This is a genomic window from Streptomyces sp. NPDC002773 (assembly GCF_040295605.1).
In the GTDB taxonomy this organism is placed as follows: Bacteria; Actinomycetota; Actinomycetes; order Streptomycetales; family Streptomycetaceae; genus Streptomyces.
The window spans coordinates 31,117-44,052 of record NZ_JBEOVO010000044.1; the positions used below are offsets into that span (position 1 = coordinate 31,117).

Sequence of the window (12,936 nt, forward strand, 5' to 3'; positions counted from 1 at the left end):
CGAAGCCGAGCGGGTGGTCCACGCGCGATACGAGGCTCTGGGCGACCGCGTGCAGCGCACGCCGTCTGATCCGCTGGCCCCCCTCGCTCGCAGCCCGCGCCGCGGCTCTCCCAGGCCGTGTGGCGGCGGTGGAGGCGCCATCCACCACCGATCTGACAGCCCTCCTGGTGTTGCCGCCGCCGAGGTCGGCCGGGCGCTGGCCGGCTACCTTCGCGTGCCTTTCCACTTCGCGTCTCCGGATGTCCCTGATGACGACGCCCCGCGCTGGAGGACGATCCAACGGTTGGCGGAAGGCCTGTGACTGGGGGCACGGACGGAGCGCGGCGACCACAAGGAGGCCCGGACCACCTGGTGCCTTCCGTTCTCATCGGGAGGCACCTGCTTCCGACTCTGTTCGATTTTTCATGACCTGGTTCGACCTCACCACCATGGTCGGCCTGCTTGCCACCCCGATGCGCCTGGGCGTCGTCGACGAGGCCCAGCGCCTGAACGGCGACTGCATCGAGCTGCTGCGCCACTTCCATGACCACCCCAAGACCCGCTTCGCCCTGCTCTACGTCGGCGGAGACGGCTGCTGGGAGGTCCTGTCCAAGGAGGCCGATGCTCCGCTCCCGAGTCTTCCGCCGCCTGCCCTTCTCACCCCTGGCCCTGGCGAAGGTCCCGGCCCTGATGCGCCGCTACCACCCGATCTACGGCGACGCCCCTGACGAACTGCTGGTCGAGGTCGACAACTCCTACGGCCACGGCACCATGCGCGACTGGGCCGTCTTCACCCACACCGCCGCCTCCCTGTGCGCCGAGCAGAACCTGGACACCGTCGACGAGACCACGGTCCACAACGCCTACTCCCTTCTCGGCGGCGGCCTGCGTGACTGAGACCCTGGCCGCCGCCGAGCAGACGCAAGTCCCCGCCGCCCGGCCCGTCGTCCCGCGCCGTACCGTCCGCGTCGTCATCGACGCCAGCGACGACCCCAACCTCAACCGGCGCCTGGCCGCGCTCGAAGCCGCGAGCCGTACCCGTTTGGATGAAGGGCTGGTCGAAACCACATGCCATGCTCTGATGTGAGCCATGGTCCCTTCAGGCAGTAAGAAACCCAGCGAAGGGCACATGTCATGCATGTCAGGGGTATGGGAACGGTGCTGGGTGCAGCCGCGCTTACCGTGTTGACCCTTCCGGTCAATGCTCACGCCGCGTCAATCGCCTGTGGCGGGGGCACGTCGACCGGCCGTGTGGCGGTCAACGGCTGCATCAGCGCCCAGAGGCAATGGCTGGGCGACGTCCCTTACCGGGAGGTGACGGCGTATGTCACGCTACGGAACACAGGACCCAGGGCGGTAAATGTTTCCTACGAGGCATATTGGCGTACTCCGGGCCTTGACTGGAAGAAGTTGGGCAGCAGCCGTATCTCGGTCGGGGCGGGTGCGACTGTGGGTCCGGTCGAAGCGGGAAGCAAGGACCGGGCATGCGACAGTGTCAAGGTCGAAATCCGAGTGCACGCCCAGGTCAGCGGCGGTTCCTGGAGCGGCTGGTCCCCGGCATCCACCAAGCAGTGCCAGACCTGATCGCTGAGGCTGCCAGGAGCGTGGGGCGGGGCTTGGCTGCGTCAGTACCCGCCGAAGCTGAGCCCGCCTGTGAAACCGCCTGTTCCGCCGGTGGCCGTGCCACCGCCCCAGTTGCGGGATGGGGGGCTTGGCGGGGGCGATGTAAAGGTGCGGTAGTCCTCGGAGAACAGTTCCCGCCACCAGCTCTCGAAGCTCACGCCTTCCAGCTCACGCTCCGTCTGAGTGATCGCCGTGCTGTCCCACTGCAGCTGGGCCGGCTTCAGGACTTTGAGCGCCTGGCGCAGACCCGGCAAGCCGAGGGGTCCATTCACCTGCGGCGAAGTCAGGGCGAGGCTGTCACCGGCGTACAGGTCGTGCCGGAAGATGTGGGCAATCGGCCGGTCGTTCGTTGCCGCCGATGACCAGCCCCAGATGGGCCGTTCGGCGAGCTCGGCCCTGCGGTGGCGGGCCTTAGCTGCCTGCCGTGCGTGTTCGGCGGCCTTGTCCTTTTCGGCATCGATCGCTTGCAGGATCTCTTTGCGGACCGGCTTGTAGGCCTCACTGGCCTCCTGGATGACCCGCTCGTAGCGCTGCCGGGTCTGCTCCCAGTTACGCAGGGCGAGGGGTGCGGCGAAGCGCCTCCACTGCGGAACGGAGCTGGCACGACGGTGGGCGGCGATGAGCTCGGCGCAGATGTCGTCCATGGCGGAGGCATAGGCGACGGCGCCTTCGACCCAGCGGCGGCAGGTCTGTGCCGTGCACGGCACAAGGCAGCTCATCACTGTGGCGGTCCGGATTTCGACACCCGCCCTGTCGAACAGGAACTGTCGGGCCGCGTCCTGCCGCTGAGGGGTCCGCACCAGGAACAAGGGGCCTATGTGTACTGCGCGCCATGCGTCGTAGCGCCATGGGTACTCGTGTTCCAGGACATGAACTTTGCCGTCCTTGGGGCCGACCAGTGGGGCGGCTTCCTGCAGGGGCAGCGCTGGCTTGTATGGGGAGAGGGACGGCAGTACTAAGCGACTCATCGGCTCCACCCCCGTGTTCTGGTGCCTCCATGGTGCCGTCCTACCCGCCCGCCAGGCAACGCCTCCACCGCCTGTTGCTCGTATGCCGCGGGATCAGGCGATCCACGCAAGCGGTCATCGATCTTCGGGGCCGGACATGGCGCACCGCGCTGGTCGTCGGGCCGCTGCTCCCTCAGGCAACTGATGGGACGCAGGAGTCGGTGACACCAACCGCACGTCGCGCGCTGCTGGTGACAAGCAGCGCGCCGATCTATGACAACCGCCGCGCTTCACTCGATCGAATCCGCAGGTCAGTGGATGCCGACGGTGACAACTCTCGTGCTTCGGCTCAATCCGGCGGGCCGTCGTACAGTGCTCTGATGACGGCCCGCTTCTGAATCCGCACTATGAATGCGAGGCCGAAGATGACCACTCCCTGGCCGCCCCCGCGTACCGCCCGCCGCCCGCTCGCCCCGCGCGTCGCCTTGCTCCGGGAGCCGGTCGACCCCGCGCGCATCGGGCGGCGCGTCGTACGGCGCCGGGCGAAGGGGATGGACGCCGGCGCCATCGCGCCCTCGAGGACGCCCGCTTCGACGCGCGGCAGGACTCCCGCCACGAGGACCTGACGGACGGCGTCCGCGGCCGGGCGGAGCTCGCGGAGTGGGAGCGCCTGGACCCAGCTGCTCGCCGCCGCGCCGCTGGGCCGTCTACGACCCGGAAAGCGACGACGTCATCCAGGCCGGAGCTCGCCGCCGAAGCCACGGCCGCCGCCGACCGCGAGGCCGCCGTACGCGAGGCCGCCGTACGCGAGGCCGCCGTACGCGAGGCGCAGCGGATCGCGGCCCGCGCCGACGAGCTCCAGGCGCTGCGCGAGCTCCACGCTTTGGAGCAGACCGAGCCCCGCGACGGGGACGAAGCCGCGCGCGACGAGCTGACCCGGCGAGCCGACGGGTACGTCCAGGCCGACGTCGACGCCTGGCTCGCTCACGCCCTGGCCGCGCACCTCGGGCACTACCGCGACCCGGGCGCCCGTGAAGCTGCCGCCGACCTTCTGACGCCGCCGGTCCTCGCCCACGCCGCGCTGCTCGCCGAACTCGCCCGGCTGGTCCCCGGCGCCCGCGCCGACGAGCTGGCGTCAACGACTTCTTAGCCTGCGGCTCCGAGCAGCAGCAGTGTGTGCGGCCACAGGTCGTTGAGGACAGTGGGGTCGTTCTTGAGCTTGGCGAACATGACCAGTCCTTCGAGGTGGGCGACCACGGCTCGTGCGGTGGCCGCTGTGGCTCGCTCGCGGGGGACGGTTCCCTCGTCGGCAGCGTCGTTGAGGGTGGCGGCGACGAGTGCGATCTGTTCGTCGAAGATCTCTTCCAGGCGGGTCTGCACGGCGGGCTCCTGGGTGGCCAGCTCCAGTGCGAGGTTGCCGAGGAGGCAGCCGTCGACCGTCCCCGAGGTCTCCTTCATCCGGCGCTGGAGCTGCGCCATGGTGTCCAGGAGTCGCTTCAGGCGGTCGAGGGCGGGGCCGGAGGCGGCCAGCTCGGTGGTCCAGCAGCTGCGTTCGGCGCGCCAGTAGGCGTTGACGGCTTCGACCGTCAGCGCCTGTTTGGATTCGAAGAAGTGGTAGAAGCTGCCCTTCTTCACCTCTGCCTTGGCGCAGATTTCGGCAACGCCGAGGTTGCTGTAGCCGCGGCTCTGCATCAGTTCACCGGTGGCGTCGATGAGGCGTTCGCGTGCCGTGCTGGTGCGTCCCATGAGGCTGAGTATACGTCCGGTCAACTATCCGACTCGCGAGCTAGTAAATAGTTGACCGGTCGTCTATGGTCGGGTTGCTTCGCGTACCGCTTCACAGAGAACGAAGGGACATCCATGTCCGCGCCACTTTCCGTCGTTATTGCTCACCACAGCGGCTACGGCCACACAAAGCGCCAGGCCGCCGCCGTCGCGGCCGGCGTCGCTTCGGTCCCCGGCGTGCGCGCCGACCTGCGGGACGTCGCCACTCTGGACGACAGTCTCTGGGCGGCTCTCGAGGAGGCTGACGCGATCATCTTCGGCTCGCCCACCTATATGGGGTCCACCTCTGCCGTCTTCCAGCGGTTCGCCGAGGCCAGCAGCAAGGTATGGGCCGAGCAGGGCTGGCAGGGCAAGCTCGCCGCCGGTTTCACCAACTCCGCCGGCATCAACGGCAACAAGGACAACGTGCTGCTGTCCTTGGCCGTCCTCGCCGCGCAGCACGGCATGACCTGGGTCTCGCTCGGCCTGCTCCCCGGCTGGGCCTACACCTCTACCGGCAGCCCGGACGACCTCAACCGCCTCGGCGGTTTCGTCGGCGCCATGGCCCAGTCCTCCTCCGACCTCGGACCCGACCAAGCCCCCACCGACTCGGACCTACGCACCGCCCACCACCTCGGCGCCCGCGTCGCCCGCACCGCCCTGCAGTTCGCCCACGGCCGCGAGGCCGCCGCCCTGGTGGTGACCGCATGAGCGGCCCGGGCCGGCTCGGCGACCTGCTGGGCATCGAGCACCCCATCGTCCAGGGCCCCTTCGGCGGCGGACTTTCCTCCGTCGCCCTCACCGCCGCGGTCAGTGAGGGCGGCGGCCTCGGATCCTACGGCGCGCACATTCTCACCCCCACCGCGATCACCGAGCTCCTCACCACCCTGAAAGCCGCCACGAGTCGGCCGTTCGCCGTGAACCTCTGGGTGCCACTGGAGGGCGAGCGCTCCGCACTGCCGGACAACGCCGTACTCACCGCTCACGTCGAGCGGCTCCGTCCCCACTACAACGAACTCGGCGCCGCAGCCCCCGCCTACGAGGAAGTCGAAGCCCTGCCTGACTTCGACGATCAGATCGACGCACTCCTCGGCGCCGCGCCGCCCGTCATCAGCTTCGTCATGGGCATCCCGCCGCGCCGCGTCGTCGACGAGGCGCGCCGTAAAGGCATCGCCCTGATCGGCACGGCGACGACAGTGGAGGAAGCCGTCGCCCTCGACGACGCGGGCCTCGACGCCATCGTGGCCTCGGGCAGTGACGCGGGCGGGCACCGCGGGGCGTTCCTCGCACCCGTACGGGAGTCGCTGGTCGGCACCTTCTCGCTGGTGCCGCAGATCGCCGACGCCGTGACCGCGCCCGTCATCGCCGCTGGTGGTATTGCCGACAGCCGCGGCATCCGGGCCGCCCTCACCCTCGGCGCCGACGCCGTGCAGATCGGCACCGCGTTCCTCGCCACCCGGGAATCCGGCGCGAGCGACGCCCACAAGCGTCAGCTCGGGACCCCAGCGGCCCGTACGACCGTCCTCACCCGGCTCTTCTCCGGCCGCACCGCCCGCGGCATACCCAACCGGTTCGTCCGCGACATGGCGGCGTACGAGGACGCCGTGCCTCCGTATCCCATCCAGAACGCCCTGATGCAGCCCATCCGCCGGGCCGCCGCTGCCCAGGGAAGGCCGGAGTACGTGAATCTGTGGGCCGGACAGGCGGCAGCGCTGGCTGGCGATGACCTGGGTGCAAAGGAGTACCTGGCCCACTTGGTCAAGGAGCTCCCAAGTCAGGGCGTCCCCCTCGGATCACCTCGAGCCCGTTGAGGAAGCCCGCGTAGTGGAGTGCGGCCACGTGCCGCCGTGATCGAGCGCCGGCGCCCTGCACGGGCACTCGATCACGACGTCGGCGCCAGGCGATCTGGTCGACCGGCTTACCGCACCGCGGCTTTTGGGGCCCCAACGTCTCCTCCGCCACCGAATTCCTCGACTGGTACGAACGCCCCGTGTATCGGCATCCCCATCACGAACGTGCAGAACATCGTCGCGCTGACCAGCATCGGAGTGCAGGGCACCCTCAGCGCAGACCAGAATCTGCAGTGTGCCGAGAACAGCGACGCTCAGGGGGACCAGCCACTGTCTCACCTCATCGACCAACTGCCCCTTCTCTCGCAGAACGGCACTAACAACCCCTGACCACCCAGCTGTGGCCGTTGGCCAGCCCGCATGAGCAGTTGATCGACGGCACCGCTGAGGGCACGGATTCAGGTTGAAAGACAGCTCCTAGGTGCAGGCGCTGCGGCCACACCGTCTCCCGCTCCCAGCCGTAAGCCTGCTCCCACCACCGGGCCACCACCGCACGCGCCAGCGCGAGCACCCGCTCCGGCTCCGCGCCGGCCCGCACCGCCCGCCGCGACACCGAGGCCCACCGCCGCTGCGCCGCTACTACCTCCGGCAGACCTCGCAGATCGAGGTGCTCCAGGGGCTGGTTGGCGTCCGCGTCCAGCAGCCACCGCCCATGCCGCCCGCACACCCGCTCCCACCGCGGCACATCCCGCACTGCCAGCAGCCCCTGCCCGGTGCGCCGGGCCGTGCACAGCCGGCAGCCGAACGCCACCGGACCGGCTACCGCGCCACCGACCCGCCACAGCCCCACCGGATCGTCATCCTCGGCGCGCAGCTTGGCGTCTCCTTCTCCCCAGGACGGCAACGCCCGTGCCAGCACGCCTTCCTCGACGCCGCACAGGCCTGCCAGGCGTCGGCGTCCGGCCGCCAACAGCAGCACCTCGGCATCGGCCCGTGCGCCTCCGCCCTCGTGCCCGGGCGGATAGTTGCGCCACTTCCAGCAGGCCCGCAGCACCTTTGCTTCCATCCCATAGCGGCAGGCGATGCGGCAGATCAGCGACGAGGTCGTCTCCCCCAGCAGAGGAGCAATCCGCAGGAGGCTGGGGTAACGGGTCACTGCACCATGGTCTCGTGTTCACCGAACCGGGCGGGGGTTGTGGCGGATGTTCAATGAAGGACGCATGCACACCGGATTCCTCGCAGGCCGGCTACAGACGGGTGCCCTCACCTCACGACGGCGCTGGATGCCGTCCGCCGCGAGCCTTCATTCCCCGCCCCCAGACCTGTGGCTCAGATGGAAGAGGGATCAGACGATGCGGACTGGCACCCGACGCGCTGCCAGCAGGTGTGCCAGTGCGTCGATCCCTTCCTCGAGCAGGGCGATGGCGGCCAGGCGGAGGGCGCGTGTGACAGCGACGTACCAGATGCGCAGCACCTCGTCGGTGGCCGGGTCCGAGGTGGCCCAGCGCTGGACACTGCCGGTATAGGGCAGCAACAGCAGGACCCCGTCGGCTTCGTCGTGGTCTTGTCATCTTGGTTGGCCAGGGTTCATGTTCAGTGATCACTGGTATGGCCCAGGCAGCCGCGCAGGAAGGATGTGCATGCTCTAGATACGGCGAAGCGGCCGCAGATGCGCGTATAGGTGACTACCGCTTCTTCTCCAGTGATCAACAGGGGGCGGGAATGCAGACGACGTCGCTGCGCAAGGGCGAAAATGTGTCACTGCTGACAACGCGGACGGTGCTGTCGGTGGCGGTGCCGGGGCTCTCAGCGGACGTGTCCGCGTTGCTGGTCGGCCCTGATGACAAGGTTCGCGGCGATCATGACCTACTTTTCTACAACCACCCGGCCCAAGACGGGGTGTCCGTTGACGGCGCGGCTGTCACTGCCGAGTTGTCTCGCCTGCCGGCAGACGTACACCGTGTGGTTGTTGTGGCGAGTGCTGACCCGCTGCAGCCCGGCGCCGTCTTACCCGCGCGCCGCAGCTGACGATTACCCAGAGTGGCGCCCGGGCGGTGTCGTTCACCGCGCCGGACTTCGGGTCGGGGGAGACAGTCGTGGTCCTGGCGGAGGTATACCGCCGCGGTGACGGGTGGAAGATCCGGGCCGTGGGGCAGGGCTACGCCTCCGGCCTTGCAGGACTGGCGACCGACTACGGTGTTGATGTCGATCCCGAGCCCTCTTCCGCGTCACTCCCTGCGCAGACACGCACGACTACGGCCGCTGCGGTCGACCTGACGAAGGTGGAGCGACAGGCTCCGGGTCTGCTGGCTCCCGTGCGACAGGCTGGCCAAGCTCTTGCAGATCGAGGGATTACGGGGCGGCGAGCTGCCGTCTACCTCATTCTGGATCACGACTGGCACATGGAAGAGCTTTACGAATCGTTCGCCGTGCAGGCCTTCGCCGAACGCGTCTTGGCTCTGTCGGCCAACCTCGACGACGACGGCACGGTGCCCGTGATCTTCTCCAGTGGGCGAGAGCCGTTCTTGGAGGAGATCCGGCTGGACAACTACCGCGGCCGTATCGGGCAGCTGCATACCCAGGTCGACTGGGGATGGGGCAATGTCGCCGACGCGATGCGTCGCGCGGTCAGCCACTACCAAGAGTCCGGCGCTGCAGACCCCGCCTTCATCGTGACCCAGGTCGGCGACGAACCCTGGGACAAAGTGGAGGTCCGATCCATGCTCCAGAACACCGCCTCACTTGGCGTCTTCTGGCTGTTCGTCGGATTCGGCCGCGGCAAGCTCGCCTTCTACAAGAACCTCAACGCCTCCGCCTCTGCCACCTTCACCAATGTCGCGTTCTATGACGCCAGCAAGAACCCGGGATCGGTGCCTGGCGAGCGGTTCTACACGGGCCTTGTCGACGCCTTCGCTGCCTGGATGCAATCGTGAGCTCTACGTCAAGCCAGGCCCGGCTGCCATCCACACGCAGCGTCCACCAGGCAGGCTGACTCCCGTCAATGAGCATTACGCCCACTCCATGCCCAGCTTCGCGAGTGCGGCGAGTTGGTCGGCGTCCAGCCGGTCTCTCCTCGATTTCGTGTTCGATACCCACACGCCCAGTCTGACGGCTACCGGTTCTGTCTCGCCGTCGACCACGATCTCCTCAGCGTGCCCCCTCGGCACGGGCCGGTGGGCGCCTTCTCGCTCTACCCACTGGGCGAGGGCGGTCAGGCCGCGTTGGAATGCCTGCTGTGCCTTGCTCGGGCTCTTTGCCCCGCGACTGGCCGCCAGGGTGGGGGCCAGGGTCTGGTCGGGCGTCACGCCCAGCTTCGCCAGCCGCTGCTGCTGCTCGTCCGACAGCTGTGCCCAGGTGCCCGGGTTCTTCTGCCGCTTCAGCCACTTGCCGATGTCGTCGCCGTCGAAGAGCACCCCGGGTTCGATGGCCGGCAGGACGCCGCCGTCCTCGTCGGCGGCGAGGTCGGCGAGGACGCGGTAGTGCCGCTGCCAGTCCAGGGGCCACGGGCAGTTCCAGTCCTCGTCGATCGCGGCGAGCTGCTGCGCGCGTACGGCGGCCCGCTCCGCGTCCTTCCCCAGACCGCCCTTCCGGCGCAGGTTCGCCATGTGCTGGCCGACCGGCACCATCGCCTCGCCCTCGCCCCACACGGCGTCCTGTCGCGGGGCGAGGTGTCCCATGGCCCGCCTGTAGGAGCGGAGAGCGGCGAGCTTGTTCTCCCAGGCTTCCTCGCCGGGCTCCCACACCATCCCGGCCTCCGGCAAGTCGAGCAGCACCTTACGCCGCTCCGCCAGCTCACCCGCCCGCAGTGCCTTCCTCTGCTGGTGCACCCACCGCCCCAGGGGGAAGTCCTTCGTCACGCCGACCTCGGTCTCCACGTCATAGGGCACGGCGTAGAGGCCGGTGATCTCGTGCTCCTTCCGCCACCGCAGCAGCGCCTGGTAGCCCTCGAGCCAGACCAGGGACTCCGGCCGGTAGACCCGCGTACGGAGGAACGCGGCGATGGTCGCGGCGTCGCGCGGGCTGGAGAAGTGCAGCACCGCCGCCTTTGGAACGGCCTGCGTGTCGTCGTCCTCCTGGTCCTCCCCGTCGGCCCCGACGATCTGCCCGTCTTCGTCGCGCCGTACGTGAACTGTGCGCTTGCCGCTGGTGAGGGCGCGGGAGGCGAGCTGCTCGACCAGACGTTCGTCATGCGAACGCAAGCCCTGGAGAACCGCCACGAGGGGGCGGAACGAGGCGCTGGCGATCATATCGGTGGGGTTCTCGCCGGGCTCCAGGAAGACCGGCACGATGATCCGGGCGACCTTGGTGGAGCCGTCCTTGTTGAGCCTCAGCGCCCGTCCGATGTTCTGGACGATCTCGACCTGCGAGCCGCGGGTGTCGGCGAAGCAGATCGAGTCGACTCCCCGCTCGCCGGTGATGTCCACGCCTTCCCCGAGCACGCGACAGCTCGCGAGGAACGCCCGGTGCACCCGCCGGCCCGCGGCGTCGATGCCGTTGGCGAACTGCCGCAGGACCTCGCGTCGCTCGGTGACGAGGTGGTCGCCGCACAGCCACGCCGACCAGACGCGGTCCGGGGGTACGTGGCGGCCGGCCTCGAGCTCGTAGAACTCCGCGTCGATCGACGACGCGGGCAGCCGCTCCGCCTTTGCCAGGTCCTCGTCCGAGGCGTTGTTCATGTACAGCGCGGCTGCGGTCTCGGGGAGCTTGGCCGCGAACGCCGCGGCTTCCTCGACCTTCTGGTGGAACGTCATGACCGTACGCAGGTTGTACGCCGCGGCGTGCTCCAAAAGTGCGGTCTGCAACAGCGCCAGGCGCCGGCCCCGCCGCGCCTCCTCCGACTCCCCGAACACGGGCGAGGGGTCGTGGATCTCCAGCACGTCGATCTCGAACCCGGCGAGAATCTCCCGCTCGATCGCCTCCGAGAGCCCGAGCTCCGCGATCCACGCGCCGTAGGTGCCGTCCGGGTCGTCGGCCATGGACGCGATCTCAGCCTCCTGGCCTCCCGCGCCCCTTTGGGGCTGGGCAGCGGCGAGGATGCGCGGGGTCGCGGTCAGGTAGAGCCGGAAGTCCGCCGGGATCCGCTGGTTGTCGTGGATCGCCGCCCAAGGACGCCCAAGATCACCAGCGGTGCCGTGGGCCTCATCCACGATCGCGAGGTCGAAGCCGTCCATGCGCTGCCCGTAGAGCCGCTCCCCGCCCGCCAGCGCGGCCTCCAGCGGCCCGCGAACCTTCCGCTGCCCCTCGGGAGCGTCGACGTCCTCCCGGTCCACAAGGGAGGCGTAGGTGGCGAACACGACGACCGGCCCGGACCCGGCCCACAGGGCAAGCTGGATCGGGTTGGTGGTGGTGCGCACCCCCAGCGAGCCCAGGACCGCGTCGTTCTCCAGCGAGCACACCGCGACCATCGGGGCGGTGTGACCCACCAGGCGCCACGCCTGGGCGGTCTGTACGAGCAGGTCCAGGGTCGGGACGGTGACTAGGATCCGGCCGCCCGCGAAGGACTCCAGCGCGCACGCGGCGGCCGTGATCGTCTTGCCCGACCCGGTCGCCGACACGATCGTGCCCCGTACCCCCTCCGGCGGCACAGGTGATCTTGCAGGAAATCCCACCCACCTACGGAACGCCGACCGCTGGTCTACCTGATGCTCCCTGAGCGAAATCAAGACCCCTCACCCTCTGTCCTAGGATCAGCGCCATGATCCGTCCCATCGCAGGACCCCCTACGTGGAAGCACCTGGCATCCGCCCTCGCCCTCACCGCCCTCATATGGACAGCCTGGTACGGCATGCAGCCCGTCTACTCACCCTGCGTCTACGTCGGCAACCATTCTTACGAAATGGCTGTCGAGTATGGGCAATGCGATCCACCGAAGACGAGAATCAGCACCTGGATCCACTAGAAGACCCTCTAGGGCATCCTGCTATTGTGCCAACTCTACATGCTGCATCAAGCTGAGACACACCCCGGGCCACACCAGCGGATAACGTCCACCCATGACCGCAGACTGGTACGTCCTCATCGAAGAGGACACCCGAACCACCCAACGCGTCGACGGTACCGACCTCAAACTGCATCGATGGATGCTCACAGGCACGCACCGCATCGGCTCAGACCGTAGGGAAGCGGTCGCGGCCGCCGAGGACGCGGCACTGCACTACCTGCCAGGCATTCTGGCCCGTCACGCCCGCCCGGGAGACGAGCCTGCCCGCCATGCCCTGCTCACTCAAGACGGGTCATGGGTAGTGCTCGTGAAGCAACGTCACCGCGAGTGCCATATACGGGTGACCACGGCCCAGCTCGTGCACACGCGAGAAGAGAAGGAAGCACTGCCGAAGAGCCTGAAGGAAAAGCTCCGCAGTGCCATGGAGGGCCCAGCGTCTGCGCCAAAGCCCTGGACCTGGACACCCACAAGCAAGGCCGATCAAGCCTGACCGTCCCGCACCCCGCCGCCGGCACCGCCGGCACCAGCCACCGAGGCCTCAGCTTCCTCATGCAAGAGGAAAGTCATGAGACCCAGACCGGAGAGCGACCCACCCTCACAGCCAGCCAGGGCCCGCGCCAGCGGGCCCTGGGACTGGAGGCGCAGCCGGAAGGACCGTTGAGGCGGGGGAGCACAGCGGACCCGGCGGCCCCGGGTTGAAGCGAAGCGGAAACCCGAGGCATCGGGGCAAAGCCCCGCAGCCCTGGGAGCGCAGCGAACAGGGCGTCACCTCCGGTGCGCAGCACCGGAGGTGAGTGGCTCGCGCAGCGAGCCACCAGCGCTCCCGCGGAGCGGGAGCGCAACCACCGCGCGCAGCGCGGTGGTTCGCTCGCCCATCGCGCAGCGATGGGGT

The 12,936-nt window shown here is 68.8% G+C and carries 15 protein-coding genes; 9 read left to right on the forward strand and 6 right to left on the reverse strand.

What is annotated here, in order from left to right:
• Positions 1-600: 600 nt before the first annotated feature.
• Both ABT034_RS32195 and ABT034_RS32200 read left to right on the forward strand, forming a co-directional pair.
• Positions 601-876 carry a hypothetical protein gene (locus ABT034_RS32195; protein ID WP_351220620.1) on the forward strand — a complete coding sequence of 92 codons (276 nt, stop codon included), beginning with the start codon at positions 601-603 and terminating at the stop codon, positions 874-876.
• On the forward strand, positions 869-1,066 hold the full coding sequence (locus ABT034_RS32200) for a hypothetical protein (RefSeq protein WP_351220621.1): 198 nt from the start codon (positions 869-871) through the stop codon (positions 1,064-1,066). Before ABT034_RS32195 ends, ABT034_RS32200 begins: the two co-directional genes overlap by 8 nt.
• Before the next feature lie 538 nt (positions 1,067-1,604).
• On the opposite strand, the gene ABT034_RS32205 is transcribed toward ABT034_RS32200, so the two are convergent.
• Both ABT034_RS32205 and ABT034_RS32210 read right to left on the reverse strand, forming a co-directional pair.
• Positions 1,605-2,411, reverse strand: a complete 807-nt coding sequence (locus ABT034_RS32205) for a hypothetical protein (protein ID WP_351220622.1) — start codon at positions 2,409-2,411, stop codon at positions 1,605-1,607.
• 868 nt (positions 2,412-3,279) lie between these two features.
• A complete protein-coding gene (locus ABT034_RS32210; RefSeq protein ID WP_351220623.1) occupies positions 3,280-3,429 on the reverse strand; it encodes a hypothetical protein in 150 nt (49 codons plus the stop codon).
• 3 nt (positions 3,430-3,432) lie between these two features.
• Between ABT034_RS32210 and ABT034_RS32215 the strand changes: the two genes are divergently transcribed.
• Positions 3,433-3,699 carry a hypothetical protein gene (locus tag ABT034_RS32215; RefSeq protein WP_351220624.1) on the forward strand — a complete coding sequence of 89 codons (267 nt, stop codon included), beginning with the start codon at positions 3,433-3,435 and terminating at the stop codon, positions 3,697-3,699.
• On the opposite strand, the gene ABT034_RS32220 is transcribed toward ABT034_RS32215, so the two are convergent.
• Complete coding sequence (locus ABT034_RS32220; protein ID WP_351220625.1) at positions 3,696-4,295, reverse strand: TetR/AcrR family transcriptional regulator; 600 nt, start codon at positions 4,293-4,295, stop codon at positions 3,696-3,698. The two genes, ABT034_RS32215 and ABT034_RS32220, sit on opposite strands and share 4 nt — an antisense overlap.
• A 114-nt stretch (positions 4,296-4,409) precedes the next feature.
• Here ABT034_RS32220 and ABT034_RS32225 point away from each other — a divergent pair, with 114 nt between their 5' ends.
• The 3 genes from ABT034_RS32225 to ABT034_RS35370 are packed head-to-tail and all read left to right on the forward strand — an operon-like array spanning position 4,410 to position 6,493.
• Positions 4,410-5,024 (forward strand): flavodoxin family protein, encoded by a 615-nt coding sequence (locus tag ABT034_RS32225; RefSeq protein WP_351220626.1) that lies wholly within the window; start codon positions 4,410-4,412, stop codon positions 5,022-5,024.
• The gene (locus ABT034_RS32230) at positions 5,021-6,124 is read left to right on the forward strand and encodes an NAD(P)H-dependent flavin oxidoreductase (RefSeq protein ID WP_351220627.1); all 1,104 of its coding nucleotides are present in this window, start codon (positions 5,021-5,023) and stop codon (positions 6,122-6,124) included. The genes ABT034_RS32225 and ABT034_RS32230 overlap by 4 nt, the downstream gene beginning before the upstream one ends.
• A gap of 36 nt (positions 6,125-6,160) precedes the next feature.
• Positions 6,161-6,493, forward strand: a complete 333-nt coding sequence (locus tag ABT034_RS35370) for a rodlin (protein WP_502973102.1) — start codon at positions 6,161-6,163, stop codon at positions 6,491-6,493.
• On the opposite strand, the gene ABT034_RS32235 is transcribed toward ABT034_RS35370, so the two are convergent.
• Positions 6,480-7,259, reverse strand: a complete 780-nt coding sequence (locus ABT034_RS32235; protein ID WP_351220628.1) for a hypothetical protein — start codon at positions 7,257-7,259, stop codon at positions 6,480-6,482. The two genes, ABT034_RS35370 and ABT034_RS32235, sit on opposite strands and share 14 nt — an antisense overlap.
• Before the next feature lie 189 nt (positions 7,260-7,448).
• A complete protein-coding gene (locus tag ABT034_RS32240; protein ID WP_351220629.1) occupies positions 7,449-7,637 on the reverse strand; it encodes a hypothetical protein in 189 nt (62 codons plus the stop codon).
• A gap of 188 nt (positions 7,638-7,825) precedes the next feature.
• On the opposite strand from ABT034_RS32240, the gene ABT034_RS32245 reads away from it, so the two are divergent.
• Together ABT034_RS32245 and ABT034_RS32250 are read left to right on the forward strand one after the other, a co-directional pair.
• Positions 7,826-8,131, forward strand: a complete 306-nt coding sequence (locus ABT034_RS32245) for a TerD family protein (RefSeq protein WP_351220630.1) — start codon at positions 7,826-7,828, stop codon at positions 8,129-8,131.
• Positions 8,132-8,199: 68 nt separating this feature from the next.
• Entirely contained in the window at positions 8,200-9,036 is an 837-nt protein-coding gene (locus tag ABT034_RS32250; protein WP_351220631.1) for a VWA domain-containing protein, read from the forward strand.
• Between the two features lie 75 nt (positions 9,037-9,111).
• On the opposite strand, the gene ABT034_RS32255 is transcribed toward ABT034_RS32250, so the two are convergent.
• The gene (locus ABT034_RS32255; protein ID WP_351220632.1) at positions 9,112-11,766 is read right to left on the reverse strand and encodes a DEAD/DEAH box helicase; all 2,655 of its coding nucleotides are present in this window, start codon (positions 11,764-11,766) and stop codon (positions 9,112-9,114) included.
• Between the two features lie 330 nt (positions 11,767-12,096).
• Here ABT034_RS32255 and ABT034_RS32260 point away from each other — a divergent pair, with 330 nt between their 5' ends.
• Entirely contained in the window at positions 12,097-12,534 is a 438-nt protein-coding gene (locus ABT034_RS32260) for a hypothetical protein (RefSeq protein WP_351220633.1), read from the forward strand.
• The last annotated feature ends 402 nt before the right edge of the window (positions 12,535-12,936 follow it).